The sequence below is a fragment of the Klebsiella michiganensis genome (assembly GCA_000963575.1).
Lineage (GTDB): Bacteria > Pseudomonadota > Gammaproteobacteria > Enterobacterales > Enterobacteriaceae > Cedecea > Cedecea michiganensis_A.
The window spans coordinates 1,491,384-1,512,271 of record CP011077.1 but is presented as its reverse complement, the minus strand read 5'-3'; the positions used below and the strand labels follow the sequence as shown (position 1 = coordinate 1,512,271).

The window sequence follows — 20,888 nt, the reverse complement described above, 5'->3', positions numbered from 1 at the left end:
TTACACCTCCTTCGGGTTGGCCAGATAACCGCTGGTATCCCCACTTGGGCGGCTGTTGGCGTTAGGTTTAATCACGATATTAGGTTGGGTAAAGTGCGACGCTGGCAGCGGTGCAATCGCGGCCTGAGTACCGTACTTTTGGCGTAATTCATCGATGGGAGCCAGATCCAGCGCGCGCAGCGGGCAGGACTCCACGCAAATTGGCTTTTTCCCCTCGGCAACGCGCTCATAGCAGCCGTCACACTTGGTCATGTGGCCTTTCGCCTCGTTGTACTGAGGCGCACCGTACGGGCATGCCATGTGGCAATAGCGGCAGCCGATACAAACCTCTTCGTTTACCACCACAAAACCATCTTCGCGCTTATGCATGGCGCCGCTCGGGCATACCTTCGTGCAGGCCGGATCTTCACAGTGGTTACAGGAAATAGAGAGGTAGTAAGCAAAAACATCCTGATGGAAAACGCCATTGTTTTCCTGCCAGTTACCGCCCGCATATTCATAAATGCGGCGATAGCTGACTTCCGGAGTCAGGTTCTTAAAATCCTTACACGCCAGTTCGCAGGTTTTGCAGCCGGTGCAGCGGCTGGAGTCGATATAAAAGCCATATTGGGTTGTCATTTACTGCTCCTTACGCCTTTTCAACCTGGACCAGGTTACTGTGGGATGGATTGCCTTTTGCCAGCGGTGACGGGCGCTGTGTGGTAAGCACGTTGATGCTGCCAGCTCGGTCTACTTTATTGGCATCGGGGCTATACCAGGCTCCTTCTCCTAAGGCGACAACGCCTGGAATGATGCGTGGCGTGACTTTGGCGCTAATGCGCACTTCTCCGCGATCGTTGAAAATACGGACCTCATCACCGTTCGCGATCCCGCGCCGCTGTGCATCAAACGGGTTGATCCACATCTCCTGGCGGCAGGCGGATTTCAAAACGTCGACATTGCCATAGGTTGAATGCGTCCGCGCTTTGTAATGGAAGCCCGTCAGCTGCAGCGGCCATTTCTCCGCCAGCGGATCGCCAACGTTCTCAAAGCCAGCGCTATACACCGGCAGCGGGTCGATAACATCCCCTTCCGGCAGTTCCCAGCTGGCAGCAATATCAGCCAGCTGAGCGGAATAGATCTCAATTTTTCCTGACGGTGTCGTTAACGGGTTAGCGTGGGGATCTTCACGGAAGGCTTTGTAGGCGACGTGATGCCCTTCAGGGTCACGTTTTTTAAACATCCCCAACTGGCGGAACTCATCAAAGCTCGGCAGTTCAGGGATCGCTTCCTGCGATTGGGCGTAGAGGTGACGCATCCAGCCCTCTTGTGTCCGCCCTTCCGTAAAGCGCTGCTCCACGCCCATGCGCTTCGCCAGTTCGGTGGTCATTTCATAGATAGTTTTGCATTCAAAACGCGGCTTGATGGCCTGCCCGGCAAAAATCACATAGGACATGTTGCCGCAGGACGCATCCAGGCAGAAATCCATCTGCTCAGAAGCCGTGCAATCCGGCAGAAGAATATCGGCGTATTTCGCCGAGGAAGTCATGTGGTTGTCGATCACCACGATCATTTCGCATTTTTTATCATCCTGCAGAATGTCGTGCGTGCGGTTGATCTGGGAATGCTGATTGATCAGACAATTACCGGCATAGTTCCAGACCATTTTAATCGGCACATCCAGCTTCTCTTTGCCACGGACGCCGTCGCGAGTAGCGGTCATCTCTGCGCCGCGCTCAATGGCATCGGTCCACATAAACATGGAGATACTGGTTTGAACCGGATTTTCCAGCGTAGGCATCCGCACAAACGGCAGGCTATAAGAGCCTTCGCGCGCCCCGCTGTTACCACCGTGAATACCGACATTACCGGTCAGAATGGAAAGCATGGCAATAGCGCGGGAAACCAGTTCCCCGTTGGAATGGCGCTGAGGTCCCCAGCCCTGGCTGATAAAGGCCGGTTTAGCGCTGCCAATCTCCCGGGCGAGCTTGATAATACGATCAACCGGAATACCGGTTATCTTCGAAGCCCATTCAGGGGTTTTGGCTATGCTATCCGCCCCCTGGCCGAGAATATAAGCTTTATAGTGGCCATTGCGCGGCGCGCCCGCCGGGAGCGTTTTTTCATCATAGCCAACGCAATATTTGTCCAGAAAAGCTTGATCCACGAGGTTTTCGTCGATCATCACCCACGCCAGCGCGGAGATCAGCGCACCATCCGTGCCCGGACGGATAGGGATCCATTCGTCTTCCCGGCCTGCACCTGTATCGGTATAGCGTGGGTCGATGATAATCATTCGGGCATTGGACTTTTGACGCGCCTGCTCGAGGTAATAAGTCACCCCGCCGCCGCTCATCCTCGTTTCCCCCGGATTATTACCAAACAGCACGACCAGCTTGCTGTTTTCAATATCAGACGGGCTGTTACCGTCCGCCCAGCCGCCGTAGGTATAATTCAGGCCGGCGGCAATCTGTGCGGTGGAATAGTCCCCGTAATGATTCAGGTAACCACCGCAGCAATTCATCAGGCGGGCAATCAGCGTGGAACCCGGCGGCCAGGAACGTGTCATGGTGCCGCCCAGCGTACCGGTGCCGTAATTTAGATAAATAGCCTCGTTACCGTACTCTTTAATGATGCCCTGCATGCTATTGGCAATGGTGTTGAACGCCTCATCCCAGCTGATGCGCTCAAACTTCCCTTCACCGCGCGCGCCAACGCGCTTCATCGGGTATTTGAGGCGGTCGGCATTATAGACGCGTCGACGCATTGAACGCCCACGCAGGCAGGCCCGAACCTGGTGTAAACCTTCATAATCGTCATCGCCGGTATTGTCGGTTTCAACGTATTTGATTTCACCGTCCACCACATGCATCCGCAACGGGCAGCGGCTGCCGCAGTTTACCGTACAGGCGCTCCAGACCACTTTTTCACTGCCGCCGGGGTTAACGGCGTGATCGGCAAAAGCGAGCCTGGAAAAGGGAAGCGAGAAGGCGCTAGTTGCAGCAGCTAAACCACCGATTGCCGTGGTCTGGACCAGCTTACGACGGCTGACCTCTGCCGCGAGGATCGCGTTAGGGGTTTTATCAGTCATAGTGACCTACTTGTTTTGCTCACAGTTGAAATAAGCCGACAGCGGTCACGCGGGTTGAGAGCCCACATTCCGTTGCGCAGCTAAAGGATGAAAGGGGTGTCCGGTTTGTTTTTATTGAAGGATTGACCTGGCCGCGTCACGCCTTGTGAAGCACGGCCGTCAAATGATGATTAGGTTAAAGTTTTAATTGAACAATCATCACCCGCTTTCCGGTGAGCAATAATACTTCTTTGGGAGTAGGGGTTATTGTCTGGTATCAAGAAAGGCTGTATTGGCGTAAAGCCTTTGACTTACGACATAAAAAAAGCGCCCTGAGGCGCTTTTCAATCGTTCATAAACGGTGGATTACCCGATGTATTCCAGGCCGTTCATGTAAGGGCGCAGCACTTCTGGCACCTGAATGCGGCCATCGGCCTGCTGGTAGTTTTCCAGAACGGCGACCAGAGTACGACCCACAGCCAGACCAGAACCGTTCAGGGTGTGCACCAGGCGAGTTTTCTTGTCTGCTTTACTGCGGCAGCGGGCCTGCAGGCGACGCGCCTGGAAGTCCCAGCAGTTGGAGCAGGATGAGATCTCACGGTAGGTGTCCTGGGCCGGCAGCCAGACTTCCAGATCGTAAGTTTTGCGTGCACCGAAACCGATGTCACCGCTGCAAAGCAGCACTTTACGATATGGCAGACCCAGCAATTGCAGAACCTTCTCCGCATGGCCGGTCATCTCTTCCAGCGCGTCCATAGAGTCTTCCGGGCGAACGATCTGCACCATCTCAACTTTGTCGAACTGGTGCATACGAATCAGCCCGCGAGTATCACGGCCATAGGAGCCAGCTTCAGAGCGGAAGCACGGCGTGTGTGCAGTCAGCTTCAACGGCAGGGAATCTTCGTCGATGATCTCGTCGCGAACCAGGTTGGTTAACGGCACTTCTGCGGTAGGGATCAGCGCATAGTTGCTGCTGTCCGCTTCTTCTTCCAGCGGACGGGTGTGGAACAGGTCACCGCCGAATTTAGGCAACTGGCCGGTACCGTAAAGCGTGTCCTGGTTAACCAGATACGGGACATAGTTTTCCATGTAACCGTGCTGCTCGGTGTGCAGATCCAGCATAAACTGGCTCAGTGCGCGGTGCATACGCGCTACCTGCCCCTGCATTACCACGAAGCGGGAACCGGTGAGTTTCACCGCCGCAGCGAAGTCCAGGCCTTTGGCCAGTTCGCCCAGGGTGACGTGATCGCGCACTTCGAAATCAAATTTACGCGGCTCGCCCCAGCGGCTGACTTCGACGTTTTCGCTGTCGTCTTTGCCCAACGGCACGCAATCATCAGGAATGTTTGGCAGGGTCAGCGAGATATCGCGAATTTCTGCCAGCAGAGAATCAAGCTCGTTTTTCGCTGCATCCAGCTCTTCGCCCAGCTGGTTAACCTGCAGGCGCAGCGGCTCAATGTCTTCTCCGCGCGCTTTCGCCTGGCCGATGGATTTCGATCGCGAGTTACGTTCAGCCTGCAGATTTTCCGTTTTGACCTGCAGTACTTTACGACGCTCTTCCAGAGAGCGCAGCGTGTCTACATCCAGCTTAAAGCCCCGGCGTGCCAGTTTTTCAGCGACTGCGTCTGGCTCTGTACGCAGCAGATTGGGATCGAGCATGCTTATCCTGTGCTTATCGAATTGAATTTATAGGAGTGCGGCCACAGCCTGCGGCCGCTTTGATAGTCTTGCTAACCTTACCGCAACGCCTGCATTAGCGGTAGCGTTTTGTGGGGCTTTTCTGATCCTGCTCGGTGAGCCAGGTTAGCTTTTCGCCAATCTTACCTTCCAGGCCTCTGCTGGTCGGCTGATAGTAGCGTGTTTGCGCCATTTCAGGCGGAAAGTACTCTTCCCCGGCGGCATAGGCGTTGGGTTCGTCGTGAGCGTAACGGTATTCCTGGCCATAGCCCATTTCTTTCATCAGCTTCGTTGGGGCGTTGCGCAGATGAACGGGAACGTCATAATCGGGGCGCTCACGCGCATCCGCCATTGCGGCTTTGAATGCGGTGTAAACGGCATTACTTTTCGGGGCGCAGGCCAGATAGACGATTGCCTGAGCAATGGCTCTCTCCCCTTCCGCTGGCCCTACCCGGGTGAAACAATCCCAGGCAGCAATGGCTACTTGCATCCCTCTGGGATCGGCATTGCCAACGTCTTCAGATGCAATCGCGAGTAAACGCCTCGCGACATACAGCGGATCGCCCCCTGCGCTGATAATGCGTGCATACCAGTACAGGGCCGCATCCGGGGCAGAACCGCGGATTGATTTATGCACCGCTGAAATCAGATCGTAAAAACGATCGCCCTTATTATCGAAACGAGCACTACGTTCGCCGGCAATCTCCGTCAGCAGTTGGGTTTGCAAAATCCGGTTGCCGCTGGCGTCACTTTCAGCCATGTCGGCCATCATTTCCAGCGTATTCAGCGCCCGGCGCGCATCGCCATTCACCAACTCGGCAATGGCTTTACGCGTTTCATCCGGCAGCACGATATTTTGCCCGCCGTAGCCCCTTTCTTTATCGCTCATCGCCTGATCGAGTACCTGTTCGATGTCCGCCACGGTCAGTGATTTCAGCAGATAAACGCGGGCCCGGGAAAGCAGCGCCGAGTTCAGCTCAAAAGAAGGGTTTTCGGTTGTCGCCCCAATAAAAGTAATGGTGCCGTCTTCAATATGCGGCAGGAAGGCATCCTGCTGGCTTTTGTTGAAGCGATGAACTTCGTCCACAAACAGAATAGTGCGACGCCCGGCATTGCGATTTTGCCGCGCGCGCTCAATGGCTTCGCGGATCTCTTTCACGCCGGAGGTTACCGCAGAAATACGTTCGACGTCCGCGCTGGCATAGCGAGCAATCACCTCGGCGAGGGTCGTTTTCCCGGTGCCCGGCGGCCCCCACAGGATCATGGAGTGCAGATGACCTGCTTCAATGGCTCTGGGCAGCGGTTTTCCCGCGGCCAGCAGATGCTGCTGGCCGATGTACTGCGCCAGGTTTTCTGGCCGCATACGCGCGGCCAGCGGCTGGAAGGTATTATCTGAAAAATCGAGCGACAGGTTGCTCACTCAAGCCTCTACTTACGTTGATCGTCCACCGTGACGCCTTTTGGCGGGGTGAAAGTAAACTTTCCGGCATCCACCGCGCCGTTTTGCTGAGCTTTCAAAGTATAGCTGCTGCGCTGGTCGTCCTGCTCCACCGCGCTGAACTGATGGATAGTGCCGTCACGGCCCACGTTGATGGTGAACTGCTTCAGGTTACCCGAGCTGCTTTTTGGCGTCAGTACAAAATCATCGCCGTTTTGCTTGATGTTGTACTGCTTCCAGTCGCTGGACTGGTTGCGGGCAATCAGCATAAATGGCGTATTGCTGGTGGCATCTTTTAGCCAGGTGGCCGTAACCTGCTCAACAAACGGGTTGTAGAACCACAGCGTTTTCCCGTCGGACACGAGGATGCTTTCATCAGGCTGGGTCATGTGCCAGTTGAACAGGTTGGGACGCTTAACCCACAGGTCGCCCTGACCTTCCTGCACGGCAGCGCCGCTGCCATCGGTCACTTTCTGGGTGAAGCTGGCGTGGAAACTCCCGACTTTATCAAGACGGCCCTGCAAATCTCCGGCTGCGTCAGCCCAGGCTCCGGTTGCGGTCATGCCAGCTAACAGCGCGCAGGTCATTACGATTTTTTTCATTATTTTCCCTCTGGATTCATTGACCACCTGACGATGGCGCTTCTGTTGCTCACTCTAGTGAAGTCTTTAGCTACCGCAACAGAAGAATAAGCTGATTTTCCGGTAATTTACCCATCTTTGCAAAAAGAGCCGCAGAAGCGGCTCTTTTTTACTCAGCGGGCTGATGCTCAGACGGATTACTCAAACTGAGGCGGGGCCAGCACCTCTCGGTTACCGTTATGCCCCTGCGGGCTCACGATCCCTTGCGCTTCCATCTGCTCAACAATTCTTGCCGCGCGGTTGTAGCCGATGCGGAACTGGCGCTGTACGCCGGAGATGGATGCTTTGCGTTTCTCAACCACGAAAGCGACAGCCTGATCGAACAGCGGATCCAGCTCTTCGTCACCATCCATGCCGCCGCCATTACCATCCCCGCTGCCTTCATCATCGGTAATACCGGTAATGTATTGCGGACGACCACGCGCTTTCCAGTCCTGAACTACCGCGTGAACTTCTTCGTCGCGGACAAAGGCGCCGTGCACGCGAATTGGCGTCGTGGAGTTTGGCGCAGAATAAAGCATATCCCCCATGCCGAGAAGTGATTCAGCGCCGCCCTGGTCAAGGATGGTACGTGAGTCGATTTTACTCGAGACCGTAAATGCAATACGGGTCGGGATGTTAGCTTTGATAAGCCCGGTAATAACGTCCACCGAAGGACGCTGGGTTGCCAGCACAAGGTGAATACCAGCCGCACGCGCTTTCTGCGCCAGGCGGGCAATCAGCTCTTCAACCTTTTTGCCTACCGTCATCATCAGGTCGGCAAACTCGTCAACCAGCACCACGATGTACGGCAGTTTCTCCAGCATCGGATGGGTCGCATCCATGCTGTCGCCAGGTTTCCAGAACGGGTCAGGAATCGGGCGGCCCATACGCTCAGCTTCCAGCACACGCTCGTTGTAGCCCGCCAGATTGCGCACCCCAAGAGCGGACATCAGCTTGTAGCGGCGCTCCATCTCGTTCACGCTCCAGCGCAGCGCATTCGCGGCATCTTTCATATCCGTAACCACCTCGGTCAACAGATGTGGGATGCCTTCATACACCGACAGTTCAAGCATTTTCGGGTCGATCATGATGAAGCGAACGTCTTCCGGCGTTGCTTTATACAGCATACTGATGATCATGGCGTTCACGCCGACCGACTTACCGGAACCGGTTGTACCGGCTACCAGCAGGTGAGGCATTTTCGCCAGGTCTGCGACCACCGGCTCACCGCCGATGTCTTTACCCAGAACCACGGTCAACGGAGAGCTGTTGTCGCGGAATTTAGCGCAGTCGAGTACTTCGCGGAGATAAACGGTCTGACGCTTTTTATTCGGCAGTTCAAGACCGACGTAAGGTTTACCCGGAATAACCTCCACCACACGCACCGCAACGGTCGACAAAGAACGCGCCAGGTCACGGGAAAGGTTAGAAATGCGGGCAGCCTTCACGCCCGGAGCCAAATCCAGCTCGAAGCGAGTAATGACCGGGCCCGGAGAATAATCCACTACATCAGCTTTAATGCGGTAATCCGCCAGACGTGCTTCCACCAGACGCGCCATCTGCTCCATCGCGAAGGTATCTACCGGTTCAACCTCGGTTGGAGGAGAAGTCAGCAGATCCAGCGATGGCAGCGGCGTGGTAGGTTTCTGAAGCGGGCGGTCATCGCCGTTACGCATCAGGAACGGGTGGATCAGGCTCTCTTTCGGCTCAGGCGCAGCGGGCTGATGCTGAGCCGCCTGTGCATATTGAGAAGGCTGTACGGCGGGTTGACTGTGCTGAGCCGGCGGCGGAACAGGTTCAAAGCTCGGCGTAAACAGCGGCTCACTCGGCGTATCATCCACCAGTTCTTTCAGCGATGACTGGAAATCAAAATCATCCAGTGAGAACGGCGCATTGCTCTGCGGCTGCGGCTCGCCGTAACGCTGTTGTTGCTGAGCGGCAAACTGACGCGCAAGTTCAGCTTCTTCTGCTTCGGCCTGATCGGCTTCAGACCAGCTCTCATCTGCGTACTCTTCGCCATAGCGCTGCTGTTGCTGGGCAGCAAACTGACGGGCCAGCTCATGCTGCTGCAGCGCATCGCTTTCATCGCCGTAATCGTCTTCAGACTGCTGACTCTCGGCGAGCCTGGCCTGCTCTTCTGCCATTCGCTGGGAAGGCAGCTTTATGCCGTAGGACGCCAGTTCACGGCGAGTCGGAACGCGTACCCGGTTCGGACGCGGAAGTTGAGGGCCAATACCTTCTTTTACCTGAGAACGCGGCGCATCGCTGGCGATACTAAACACCGGTGAAAACGCTGCCGCGGTAGCCGCAGCTTTTGCCGCCTGCTGAACGCCTGATGTCGTCTGCGTTACATCCGGCACCGGCATTTCTGCGGCAGATAACGGCGCGGAAACTGGCGCAGATGCCGGCATAGAAGGTTGAGCCGGTTCAGGCGTAGCAGGTTTTACTGGCGCATAGCTGTAAGGATCCGGCTTCGGCTCATTAACAGGCTGGTACCACGCCGCAAGCTGTTCACGTTCCCGGGCTCGCTTCTCTTCCACTTCTTCAAAGTGGTACATCGGCGGACGAACGTATTTCACCTCTTCTACCGGCTCAGGCGCAGGCTGTGGTTCAACCACTGGCTGGGCCACAGGCACAACGGGTTCAGACCAGCTTTGATGCGTTTCAGGCGTAACCTGTTGTTGTGCTCTTGCCGGGTGCGGAGAAGTGTAATGATCCGGGGCAGGCGCAATAACCGGGTCTGGCGTGACCGTTGTTGGAGCAGGTTCCCAGGCAATCGCAGGGGCAGAAGGCTCAGCGTCAACGGCTGGTGCCGGTGTGGAGACTGGCGGCATGGGTGCAACCGGCGGTACCGGCGCAGCCCAGGACTGGTTAGCCGTTGTTGCCGCGGCTGCCGCAGCAATCGGTTCAACGGCAGAATGCCCACTGAACAGCGGATCGTATTCCTGGTCTTCCGGCAAAGTCGCTTTATGCCCGGAGAACAGCACATCGTTCGGATCGGCCTCTACGCCACGAGCGCTGAACAAGACGTCGTCTTCAGCGTCATCCATACGTTTGCCGGAGAACAGCGCAGCATCCGTTTTACGGCCGTTAGGATTAGCAAACTTCTGCGACAAGCGCTGCTTACGCGCAAGCGCCCCACGTAAAATGCGCGCCCGGCGAGATTCGCGTTTCTCAGCGGAAGCCTGCGGCGCGTCGTCTTCATCATGCTCTTCTTCGTATTCGTCCTCATCCTGCCAGGTGTTATCCCGACGGGTGCGGTTGCTGGCAAACGTCAGCACGGTAAGCACTGCGCTACCGAGTTTCTCGGCGATGCTGACCCACGACCAGCCGGTGAACAGCGTAAGACCAGCGGCCCAAACGCAAAGCAGCGCAATTGTGCCGCCGCTGCTGTTCAACAGCGGCATCATAGCTGTGCTAAGCAAACTGCCCAGCACGCCGCCCGAGGCGAAGTACCAGATATCGTCCGCATTGATGGCAGCCAGACCACAAGAGGTCAGCACCATCGCAAGTACGCCGATAAGGCGCAGCGAAACGGCAAAATAATCGATGAACTCTTCACTGTCGCGCTGGCGCCAGGTAAACCAGCAGCCACCGATGATGATCACCGGAATGGTGTAGGCCATTACGCCAAAAATGAAGAACAGCGTATCGGCAAACCACGCTCCCGGCGCACCACCCAAATTATGGATAGGCTCATGCCACGCGGTTTGCGACCAACTGGGGTCTGAGGGGTTAAAGCTTAACAAGGCAACCATCAAATAGATGGCAAATAAGGCAACAAGGATCAGCAACGCCTCGAGTAAACGGCGCCCGCTGCTCAGTTTCCGCAATGTTACTTCTTTATCTTCGGTATATTCCTGGCTCAAGAAAGGCTCTCCAGGTCCTTAAACTCAATGGAGACAACAGCACCGGCGACCTGCCGGAGCTGTTGCTGTATGGATTCCCAGGAGTGTAACCAAAATACGCCAATTTTGCACCTGGCCCGTATTAACGGGTCTTAATGACCAAACGGTTACTCTGTTTGACCTCTTCCATGACAACATAAGTACGGGTGTCGTTAACGCCCGGCAGACGCAGCAGGGTCTCACCTAAGAGTTTACGATACGCCGACATATCCGGCACGCGTGTTTTCAACAGGTAGTCGAAATCACCGGATACGAGATGACACTCTTGAATTTCTTCAAGTTTCTGCACTGCGGCGTTAAATTGCTCAAACACATCCGGGGCGCCACGATTCAGAGTAATCTCAACAAATACCAGCAGCGAGGCATCCAGATAATGCGGGTTTAACAGCGCCGTATAGCCCTGAATAAAACCCTGACGTTCCAGACGACGGACGCGCTCAAGGCACGGCGTCGGCGAAAGCCCAACACGCTTGGAAAGCTCAACGTTAGAAATGCGCCCATCCTTTTGCAATTCGTTGAGAATATTGCGATCGATACGGTCGAGATCTTTGCCCGGGCGCTTCTTGCTATCTACCATTATTATTGTCTCTCTCTATTCCTTCCTTCACCTGCCATAACCCTGGTGACGTCAATGTTCAGGGTGTACGTGAGAAGACCGATGCCTTTCGGCTGCTATCGACATCACGCATAGCGTCTGTCCACGTCATGCGTAAATTTCAATAACTCGGTAAATTTGCATCAGGTTTGCGCGAGAGCACGCGGCTTCCACATCACCAAATGTTTTTCTTCCTCGAATGTTTTCGCAAATGCTTAGGGGATTGTCAAAGCAAAACATCTATTTTTAGTGGAACGTGCCAGATATTCCTTCTGGCTGATGATTATTCATCATTTTCGCACCGTGATTACCGTGGTATTACAATGATTATTTATGCACATGACGGTGATATTCATTGGGCTTATAGGCAGCATCAATGACACACATCGTTAACAACATTGCTGCACTCTTTTTTTAATGCAGCGAATTCCCTACAATCACCCTCATTGTCTGTAAACGTTCAATGAGGATCTCATGGGCACAGCTAAACACAGTAAGCTGCTTATTCTTGGCTCCGGCCCTGCGGGCTATACCGCAGCGGTCTATGCTGCACGCGCCAACTTAAAACCGGTTCTGATTACCGGGATGGAAAAAGGCGGTCAGCTGACCACCACGACCGAAGTCGAAAACTGGCCTGGCGATCCTAACGACCTGACCGGTCCGTTACTGATGGAACGTATGCACGAGCATGCGGCCAAGTTTGAAACCGAAATTCTGTTCGACCACATCACCAGCGTCGATCTACAGAACCGTCCTTTCCGTCTGGTGGGCGACAGCGGCGAATACACCTGTGACGCACTGATCATTGCGACGGGGGCTTCCGCACGCTACCTTGGCCTGCCTTCCGAAGAAGCCTTCAAAGGCCGCGGCGTTTCTGCCTGCGCCACCTGTGATGGTTTCTTCTATCGTAACCAGAAAGTCGCGGTCATCGGCGGCGGGAATACCGCAGTTGAAGAAGCACTTTATCTGGCAAACATCGCTTCAGAAGTGCATTTGATCCACCGCCGCGATAGCTTCCGCGCGGAGAAGATCCTGATTAACCGTCTGATGGATAAAGTGCAGAATGGCAACATTGTGCTCCACACCCACCGCACGCTGGAAGAAGTAACCGGCGATCAAATGGGCGTGAGCGGTCTTCGCCTGCGCGACACGCAAAACACCGATATTACCGAAGAGCTGGACGTTGCCGGCCTGTTTGTGGCTATCGGCCACAGCCCGAACACCGCTATCTTCAACGGTCAGTTGGCGCTTGAAAACGGCTATATTAAAGTGCAGTCCGGCATTCACGGCAACGCAACCCAGACAAGTATTCCAGGCGTGTTTGCCGCGGGCGACGTCATGGATCATATTTATCGTCAGGCCATCACTTCCGCCGGAACCGGCTGTATGGCCGCTCTGGACGCCGAGCGCTATCTCGACGGCCTGGCCGAACAATGTAAATAATTTAAAGATGTTAAAAAAGGCGGCCTTGCTGGTCGCCTTTCTTGTTTCTGCCATGTAACATTGCCTGTCAAAATTGCCTGAGAATTCCTTCTTCTACCAGCATCTGGCACGCGATGAATAAAACCCGTCAGCAAGAACTTAGCCTCTGGCTAAAGCAGCAAAGTCTTATCTCTCGCCGTTGGCTCGGCCTGTCACGCCTGCTCGGTTTGGTCAGCGGTTTACTGATTGTTGCCCAGGCATGGCTGCTTGCCCGCATTCTCCAGCACATGATTATGGAAAATATTCCGCGTGAAGCATTGCTCATGCCGTTTATTTTACTGGTGCTGGTATTTGTGCTGCGCGCGTGGGTCGTGTGGCTGAGGGAAAAGGTCGGATTCCACGCCGGGCTACATATTCGCCTGGAGATTCGCCGCCAGGTACTCGACAGATTACATCAGGCTGGCCCGGCCTGGATTCAGGGTAAACCCGTTGGAAGCTGGGCGACGCTGGTGCTTGAACAAATAGAAGACATGCACGACTACTACGCGCGCTATTTGCCGCAGATGTCGCTGGCAGTCATGGTGCCCCTGCTGATTATTATCGCCATTTTCCCGATCAACTGGGCTGCCGCGCTTATCCTGCTGGGTACCGCGCCGCTTATCCCCATTTTCATGGCGCTGGTAGGCATGGGCGCAGCCGATGCAAACCGCCGTAATTTCCAGGCGCTGGCACGGCTCAGCGGCCACTTCCTCGATCGCCTTCGCGGGATGGAAACCCTTCGCGTATTTAACCGTGGCGCGGCGGAAACCGAAAATATTCGGGCAGCCAGTCAGGACTTCCGCCAGCGGACAATGGAAGTACTGAGGATGGCGTTTCTTTCTTCCGGCGTGCTGGAATTTTTCGCCTCTTTATCTATCGCCGTGGTTGCCGTCTATTTCGGGTTTTCTTACCTTGGCGAGCTGAATTTCGGCCACTACGGTACTGGGGTCACGTTATTCGCTGGCTTCCTGGCACTCATTCTCGCGCCAGAATTCTTTCAGCCGCTGCGTGATATGGGCACCTTCTATCACGCCAGGGCTCAGGCAGTTGGGGCCGCAGAGACCCTGAAGACTTTCCTCGACGCACCGCTGCAGCATCCTGAGCAAGGTAGCGTGCAGCTGTCCGGCAACGGGCCGTTCACACTCGAAGCCCGCGAGATGACAATCTTGTCCGCAGAAGGGAAAGTGTTGGCCGGTCCGCTGAACTTCATGCTTCCCGCAGGGCAACGCGTAGCGCTGGTAGGGCAAAGCGGTGCAGGCAAAAGCTCCCTGCTAAATGTTCTGTCTGGCTTCCTCCCCTACCAGGGCCAGTTGCTGATCAATGGCGTCGAACTGGCGCAACTTTCGCCTGACTGGTGGCGCACACAGCTTAGCTGGGTAGGACAAAATCCCCAGCTACCGGCGGCTACCTTGCGCGACAACGTGCTGCTGGGTATGCCGGACGCGGACGATGCTCGTTTGCAGGCAGCCCTGGATAAAGCGTCGGTGACAGAGTTCTTGCCGCAGTTGCCTGAAGGCATCGACACTCCTATTGGCGATCAGTCCATCCGCTTATCCGTGGGTCAGGCGCAGCGCGTGGCCGTTGCTCGGGCATTGATCTCCCCTTGCGCCGTTTTGCTGCTGGATGAGCCTGCCGCAAGCCTGGACGCCCACAGCGAACAGCGCGTCATGGAAGCGCTCACAGAAGCATCTCGTCAACAAACCACGCTGATGGTGACTCATCAGTTGGACTACATCAGCGATTGGGATCAAATCTGGGTGATGCGAAACGGGCAGATTGTTCAGCAAGGGAACTTCGAACAGCTTTCCGTGGAAGAAGGGCCCTTTGCAGTATTACTGGCGAGTCGCCAGGAGGAGATTTAATGCGCGCATTGCTGCCTTATCTGGCGCTTTATCGTCGCCATAAATGGTTACTGTCTTTAGGCGTTGTGCTGGCTATTGTCACGCTGCTTGCCAGCATTGGCCTGTTAACGCTCTCCGGTTGGTTCCTTTCTGCCTCTGCCGTGGTGGGCGTGGCCGGACTCTACAGCTTTAACTACATGCTACCTGCCGCTGGCGTTCGTGGCGCCGCGATCACCCGCACCGCTGGCCGCTATTTTGAGCGTCTGGTCAGCCACGATGCCACCTTCCGCGTCCTGCAGCATTTGCGCGTTTCAACCTTTAGCAAGCTGCTGCCGCTCTCCCCTGCCGGGCTGGCGCGTTTTCGTCAGGGAGAATTGTTAAACCGAGTGGTGGCGGACGTCGATACGCTCGATCACCTCTACTTGCGGGTCATATCCCCGCTTGTCGGCGCTTTGGCCGTTATCCTGGTGGTGACTTTTGGCCTGAGTTTTCTCGACACAACCCTGGCGTTAACCCTCGGGGGAATTTTACTCGCGACCCTGCTTCTTCTGCCTCCACTGTTTTATCGCGCCGGACAGCCCACCGGGGAAGCACTGACCGTCCAGCGCGGAAACTATCGTCAGCAGCTCACCTCCTGGCTGCAAAGCCACGCCGAATTAACAATTTTCGGTGCGGCAACACGCGCGCGTGAACAGTTAGATGCCACGGAAAATAGCTGGCAGGAAGCGCAGCGCCGCCAGGCTGGCTTAACCGCCCTGTCGCAGGCCGTGATGCTGCTTATCAGCGGTATTGCCGTGCTGACGATGCTGTGGATGGCATCCGCTGGCGTCGGTGAAAACCAGTCTCCCGGCGCGCTGATTGCGCTGTTTGTTTTCTGTGCGCTGGCAGCTTTTGAAGCAATGGCTCCGGTTACCGGTGCGTTCCAGCATCTCGGCCAGGTTATTGCCTCTGCGCTACGGGTAACGCAAATCACCAGCCAGGTTCCGGAAGTTACCTTCCCTGAAGTTTCGCACCTCGAGCAACAGCAGGCGGCTCTGGAAGTTCGTGGAGTAAGCTTTACCTATCCAGGGCAAAGTCAGCCGGCGCTGAAAGATATCGCGATGTCGGTCAACGCCGGGCAACGCATTGCTATCCTCGGCAAAACCGGCTGCGGTAAATCCACTTTGCTGCAATTGCTGACCCGCGCATGGGATGCCCAGCAGGGAGAGATTCAACTTAACGGTATTGCCCTCAACGCTTTTGATGAAGCAACGCTGCGTAACACGACGAGCGTTGTCCCGCAGCGCGTACACCTTTTTAGCGCTACGCTGCGCGATAACCTTTTACTGGCTTCTCCAGAGGCCAGCGATGAGCAACTCAGTACTGCTTTGGTCCAGGTTGGGCTTGAGAAACTTCTGGAAGACAGCGGGCTTAACGGTTGGCTCGGTGAAGGCGGTCGTCAGCTTTCCGGCGGGGAGCTTCGTCGCCTTGCCATTGCGAGGGCAATATTGCATAACGCTCCTCTTATGTTATTGGACGAACCTACCGAAGGATTGGATGCAGAAACCGAACGCCAAATTCTTGATTTATTGGCCGAAGTGACAAGGGATAAAACCGTGTTAATGGTCACCCACCGGCTGCGTGGTTTGAACGCTTTTGACAGCATAATTGTGATGGACAACGGGCAAATAATTGAGCAAGGTAATCACGCCGAATTGATGGCGTCCGGTGGACGTTATTATCAATTTCGCCAGCGCCTGTAGGCGTTCTGAATAGACTATTATCAATTTATTATTGCTCTATTGCTCTGGAGTGTTGGCCGTCATGCGCCTGGTGCAGCTTTCTCGTGACTCGATTGCCTTTCCTTCGCCGGAAGGGGCGTTGCGTGAACCTAATGGGTTACTGGCGCTTGGCGGCGACCTGGCACCCGCACGCCTGCTGATGGCCTATCAGCGAGGTATCTTTCCGTGGTTTTCTCCCGGCGACCCTATTTTGTGGTGGTCGCCCGATCCCCGCGCCATTCTTTACCCGGCGCAGTTTCACCTCAGCCGCAGCATGAAGCGCTTTCACCGCACTTCGCCCTATACGGTTACGCTGAACCACGCCTTTGAGAGCGTATTGTACGGCTGCGCGAGCGACCGAAATGAAGGAACCTGGATCACCGCAGAGATTGTGGAGGCCTATTTACGCCTGCATGAATTGGGCCACGCCCATTCGATTGAAGTGTGGGATGGAAAAGAGCTGGTAGGCGGTATGTACGGCGTGGCACAGGGGGCATTATTTTGCGGCGAATCCATGTTCAGCCGCCGGGTGAATGCTTCCAAAACGGCGCTGCTGGTTTTCTGTCAGCACTTTATTCGCCACGGCGGGAAATTGATCGACTGCCAGGTCTTAAATGATCACACAGCGTCACTGGGCGTGATTGAAATCCCCCGTCGGGAGTATCTCCAGGCATTAGCGGAACTTCGTCCACAGCATTTAGGCTCTCACTGCTGGGTTCCACAGACGCTGGAGCAATAATGTTTAACAACACATTTTATGTGAGGGTGTTATAATTAGCGCCGCTAAGTGGCTTTTGCCTGCTACCCCGCCATTGTCTGGGATTTATTGTTTAAGGGAATACCCTCTCATTTATCTCCTTGCGTTCTTTATCGCAGATGTTGCCATGCGGCAAGCTGCTAACCGGCGGGTAATAAGCAAAATGCACTTTCACTGGTGATTTCACCAACAATTCTTTACATGATAAGCGAACTTCGGCATTATCTTGCCGGTTCAAACTACGGTAGTGATACCCCAGAGGATTAGATGGCCAAAGAAGACAATATTGAAATGCAGGGTACCGTACTGGATACGTTACCTAACACCATGTTCCGCGTTGAGCTGGAAAACGGGCACGTGGTTACCGCTCATATCTCCGGTAAAATGCGCAAAAACTACATCCGCATTCTGACGGGCGACAAAGTCACCGTTGAGCTGACCCCGTACGACCTGAGCAAAGGCCGCATTGTCTTCCGTAGCCGTTGATAGTTTTTATTCCGCGGCCTGAGATGGGCGGCGCTGAGAGTTAGTTGTAATAAAAAGGCCGGGCAATGCCCGGCCTTTTTTACATCCTTAGCCAGCGCTAGTGCGCGGCCTCGGGCTTGTGCTTCTGAGCACTGACAAAGTTGTAGGTCAGCTGCTGCTGATCTTTATCCAGCGCAACGGTTACCTGCCCACCGTCCACCAGGCTACCAAACAGCAGTTCGTTGGCCAGTGGTTTTTTCAGGCTATCCTGAATGACACGCGCCATCGGGCGAGCGCCCATCGCACGGTCATACCCCTTCTCTGCCAGCCAGTCACGCGCTTCCTGGCTAACTTCCAGCGAAACGCCTTTCTGATCCAGCTGCACCTGAAGCTCGACGATAAATTTATCCACCACCTGATGAATCACCTCGGTGGAGAGGTGGTTGAACCAGATAATGTTGTCGAGACGGTTACGGAACTCCGGCGTAAAGATCTTTTTGATCTCTTCCATCGCATCGGTGCTGTTGTCCTGACGGATAAGCCCGATGGATTTGCGTTCGGTTTCCCGTACCCCGGCGTTGGTGGTCATCACCAGAATCACGTTGCGGAAGTCCGCTTTACGCCCGTTGTTATCGGTCAGCGTACCGTTGTCCATCACCTGCAGCAGCAGGTTGAAGACATCCGGGTGCGCTTTTTCGATTTCATCGAGCAGCAGAACCGCGTGCGGATGCTTAATGACCGCGTCCGTTAACAGGCCACCCTGATCGAAGCCGACATAGCCCGGAGGGGCACCAATCAAGCGGCTCACGGTATGGCGTTCCATGTACTCGGACATGTCGAAACGCAACAACTCAATACCCAGCGACTTCGCCAGCTGGACGGTGACTTCAGTCTTACCAACCCCCGTAGGGCCCGCAAAGAGGAACGAACCGACAGGCTTATGATCCTGCCCCAGGCCAGCGCGGCTCATCTTGATAGCTTCGGTCAACGCTTCAATCGCTTTATCCTGGCCAAACACCAGCATTTTCAAGCGATCGCCCAGACTTTTCAGCGTATCGCGATCGCTCGCGGAAACACTTTTTTCCGGAATACGCGCAATGCGAGCGACCACGGTTTCGATGTCCGCCACGTTGACGGTTTTCTTACGCTTGCTGACCGGCATCAGGCGGCTACGCGCGCCAGCCTCATCAATGACGTCAATAGCCTTATCCGGCAGATGCCTGTCATTGATGTATTTCACCGCCAGCTCAACCGCCGCGCGAATTGCCTTCGCGGTGTAGCGAACATCGTGGTGCGCTTCGTATTTTGTCTTCAGGCCATTGATTATCTGCACCGTTTCTTCAACGCTTGGCTCAGTAATATCAATCTTCTGGAAACGACGCGCCAGGGCACGATCTTTTTCGAAGATGTTGCTGAATTCCTGATAGGTTGTCGAACCAATCACCCGAATTTTACCGCCGGAAAGCAGCGGTTTAATCAGGTTCGCGGCATCGACCTGGCCACCGGAAGCGGCACCAGCGCCAATGATGGTGTGGATTTCATCGATAAACAGAATACTGTTTTGATCCTGTTCGAGCTGCTTCAGCAACGCTTTAAAACGTTTCTCAAAATCACCGCGGTATTTGGTTCCCGCCAACAGAGAACCGATATCCAGCGAGTAGATGGTGCAGTCGGCCATCACTTCCGGCACGTCGCCCTGCACGATTCTCCAGGCCAGCCCTTCGGCAATCGCCGTTTTACCCACGCCTGATTCACCGACCAGCAGCGGGTTATTTTTACGACGGCGGCACAGAACCTGGATAGCGCGCTCCAGCTCTTTATCACGGCCAATCAGCGGGTCTATCCCGCCAACGCGCGCAAGCTGGTTAAGATTGGTGGTGAAGTTTTCCATACGTTCCTCCCCGCCTGCTTGCTCTTCATTGACCGGGTTTTCAGAGCCCGATGACTGATTCGGTTCGTCTTTGCGCGTGCCGTGAGAGATAAAGTTCACCACGTCAAGGCGGCTCACTTCATGTTTGCGCAGCAGATAGGCCGCCTGGGATTCTTGCTCGCTGAAAATGGCCACCAGCACGTTAGCACCGGTGACTTCGCTGCGCCCGGAGGACTGGACGTGGAAGACCGCTCGCTGCAGCACACGCTGAAAGCTGAGCGTCGGCTGCGTGTCGCGCTCTTCAACGTTAGGTGGCAGGACCGGCGTAGTTTGTTCGATGAAGGCTTCGAGTTCCTGTCGCAGCGCCACCATGTCCACAGAACACGCTTCCAGCGCTTCGCGGGCAGATGGGTTACTGAGCAATGCCAGTAACAAATGCTCGACGGTCATAAACTCATGTCGGTGCTCGCGCGCTCTGGCGAAAGCCATGTTTAAACTGAGTTCCAGTTCTTGATTGAGCATAGGCACCTCCCCAAATTATCGGCCTTATCAGGCTTTTTCTAGCGTACACAGCAACGGGTACTCGTTCTCCCTTGCATACTGGTTCACTAACGCCACTTTGGTTTCCGCTACTTCTGCAGTAAAGATGCCACAGATAGCTTTACCCTGATAGTGAACCGTGAGCATCAACTGCGTGGCACGTTCAACATCATAAGAAAAGAACTTTTGCAGTACGTCAATAACAAATTCCATTGGCGTGTAGTCATCGTTCATCAGTATAACTTTATACATGGAAGGCGGTTTTAGCGTTTCGCGCAGTTTATCCGCCGCCATTTGGTCAAAGTCCAACCAGTCGTTCGTCTTACCCATTGCGATTTATCATCGTTTGTTGAAGCCCAACACACTGTCAGGCAAGGCCTTATATTGAGTGTAATACGCTTTTCGCAAACGTATGACAACGTATTCGATCCCGTGACTTATTCCCTTAAGCGAGCTACATCACATTAATAGCAATAGCGTTAACTGCTTCAAATTTTTGACTCATTGTTGCCTTACCTGCCCCGCCAGACGCTTGACGCAGTGTATAAAATATCTACATTGTAGCGGGGTGAGTTGGCGAGGTTTTGAACAGCCCGCCCTTACCCACCGGTTGATTCCATCTCACTATTAAGATTTACGAAGGATGTCGAAGCATGGAGACGGGTACTGTTAAATGGTTCAATAACGCCAAAGGGTTCGGTTTCATCTGCCCGGAAGGCGGCGGCGAAGATATCTTCGCCCACTACTCCACCATTCAAATGGACGGATACAGAACGTTAAAAGCCGGACAACTTGTCAGGTTTGATGTACATCAGGGACCTAAAGGCAACCATGCCAGCCTGATCGTTCCCCACGAAGCGGAAGCGGTCGCGTAGTTTCCCCATTAATTGTGTACATCCCGCAA

Annotated in this window: 15 protein-coding genes; 6 read left to right on the top strand and 9 right to left on the bottom strand. The window is 54.8% G+C overall.

Annotated elements, in window-relative coordinates:
- From VW41_07155 to VW41_07125, 7 genes are all read right to left on the bottom strand, one after another.
- Window positions 1-618 (bottom strand): dimethyl sulfoxide reductase, encoded by a 618-nt coding sequence (locus tag VW41_07155; protein AJZ88827.1) that lies wholly within the window; start codon window positions 616-618, stop codon window positions 1-3.
- 10 nt (window positions 619-628) lie between these two features.
- A complete protein-coding gene (locus VW41_07150) occupies window positions 629-3,070 on the bottom strand; it encodes a dimethyl sulfoxide reductase (GenBank protein AJZ88826.1) in 2,442 nt (813 codons plus the stop codon).
- 345 nt (window positions 3,071-3,415) lie between these two features.
- Entirely contained in the window at window positions 3,416-4,708 is a 1,293-nt protein-coding gene (locus VW41_07145) for a seryl-tRNA synthetase (GenBank protein ID AJZ88825.1), read from the bottom strand.
- A gap of 94 nt (window positions 4,709-4,802) precedes the next feature.
- Window positions 4,803-6,146, bottom strand: coding sequence for a recombination factor protein RarA (locus VW41_07140; GenBank protein AJZ88824.1), 1,344 nt, complete (start codon window positions 6,144-6,146; stop codon window positions 4,803-4,805).
- Between the two features lie 8 nt (window positions 6,147-6,154).
- Complete coding sequence (gene lolA / locus VW41_07135) at window positions 6,155-6,766, bottom strand: lipoprotein chaperone (protein ID AJZ88823.1); 612 nt, start codon at window positions 6,764-6,766, stop codon at window positions 6,155-6,157.
- A gap of 176 nt (window positions 6,767-6,942) precedes the next feature.
- Window positions 6,943-10,656 carry a cell division protein FtsK gene (locus tag VW41_07130; GenBank protein ID AJZ88822.1) on the bottom strand — a complete coding sequence of 1,238 codons (3,714 nt, stop codon included), beginning with the start codon at window positions 10,654-10,656 and terminating at the stop codon, window positions 6,943-6,945.
- A gap of 121 nt (window positions 10,657-10,777) precedes the next feature.
- Window positions 10,778-11,272 (bottom strand): leucine-responsive transcriptional regulator, encoded by a 495-nt coding sequence (locus tag VW41_07125; protein ID AJZ88821.1) that lies wholly within the window; start codon window positions 11,270-11,272, stop codon window positions 10,778-10,780.
- A 492-nt stretch (window positions 11,273-11,764) separates the two neighbouring features.
- Here VW41_07125 and VW41_07120 point away from each other — a divergent pair, with 492 nt between their 5' ends.
- The 5 genes from VW41_07120 to VW41_07100 all read left to right on the top strand — a co-directional run bounded on the left by VW41_07120 (window position 11,765) and on the right by VW41_07100 (window position 17,595).
- The gene (locus tag VW41_07120) at window positions 11,765-12,733 is read left to right on the top strand and encodes a thioredoxin reductase (protein ID AJZ88820.1); all 969 of its coding nucleotides are present in this window, start codon (window positions 11,765-11,767) and stop codon (window positions 12,731-12,733) included.
- A 113-nt stretch (window positions 12,734-12,846) separates the two neighbouring features.
- Window positions 12,847-14,613: an amino acid ABC transporter permease gene (locus tag VW41_07115; GenBank protein ID AJZ88819.1), complete on the top strand. Its 1,767-nt coding sequence runs from the start codon at window positions 12,847-12,849 to the stop codon at window positions 14,611-14,613.
- Entirely contained in the window at window positions 14,613-16,334 is a 1,722-nt protein-coding gene (locus tag VW41_07110; protein ID AJZ88818.1) for an amino acid ABC transporter permease, read from the top strand. Before VW41_07115 ends, VW41_07110 begins: the two co-directional genes overlap by 1 nt.
- 61 nt (window positions 16,335-16,395) lie before the next feature.
- Entirely contained in the window at window positions 16,396-17,091 is a 696-nt protein-coding gene (aat, locus tag VW41_07105; GenBank protein ID AJZ88817.1) for a leucyl/phenylalanyl-tRNA--protein transferase, read from the top strand.
- Between the two features lie 285 nt (window positions 17,092-17,376).
- A complete protein-coding gene (locus tag VW41_07100; GenBank protein ID AJZ88816.1) occupies window positions 17,377-17,595 on the top strand; it encodes a translation initiation factor IF-1 in 219 nt (72 codons plus the stop codon).
- Window positions 17,596-17,692: 97 nt separating this feature from the next.
- On the opposite strand, the gene clpA is transcribed toward VW41_07100, so the two are convergent.
- Window positions 17,693-19,966 (bottom strand): Clp protease ClpX, encoded by a 2,274-nt coding sequence (clpA, locus tag VW41_07095; protein ID AJZ88815.1) that lies wholly within the window; start codon window positions 19,964-19,966, stop codon window positions 17,693-17,695.
- A 27-nt stretch (window positions 19,967-19,993) separates the two neighbouring features.
- On the bottom strand, window positions 19,994-20,314 hold the full coding sequence (gene clpS / locus VW41_07090; GenBank protein AJZ88814.1) for a Clp protease ClpS: 321 nt from the start codon (window positions 20,312-20,314) through the stop codon (window positions 19,994-19,996).
- A 323-nt stretch (window positions 20,315-20,637) separates the two neighbouring features.
- Between clpS and VW41_07085 the strand changes: the two genes are divergently transcribed.
- Window positions 20,638-20,859, top strand: coding sequence for a stationary phase/starvation inducible regulatory protein CspD (locus VW41_07085; GenBank protein AJZ88813.1), 222 nt, complete (start codon window positions 20,638-20,640; stop codon window positions 20,857-20,859).
- The last annotated feature ends 29 nt before the right edge of the window (window positions 20,860-20,888 follow it).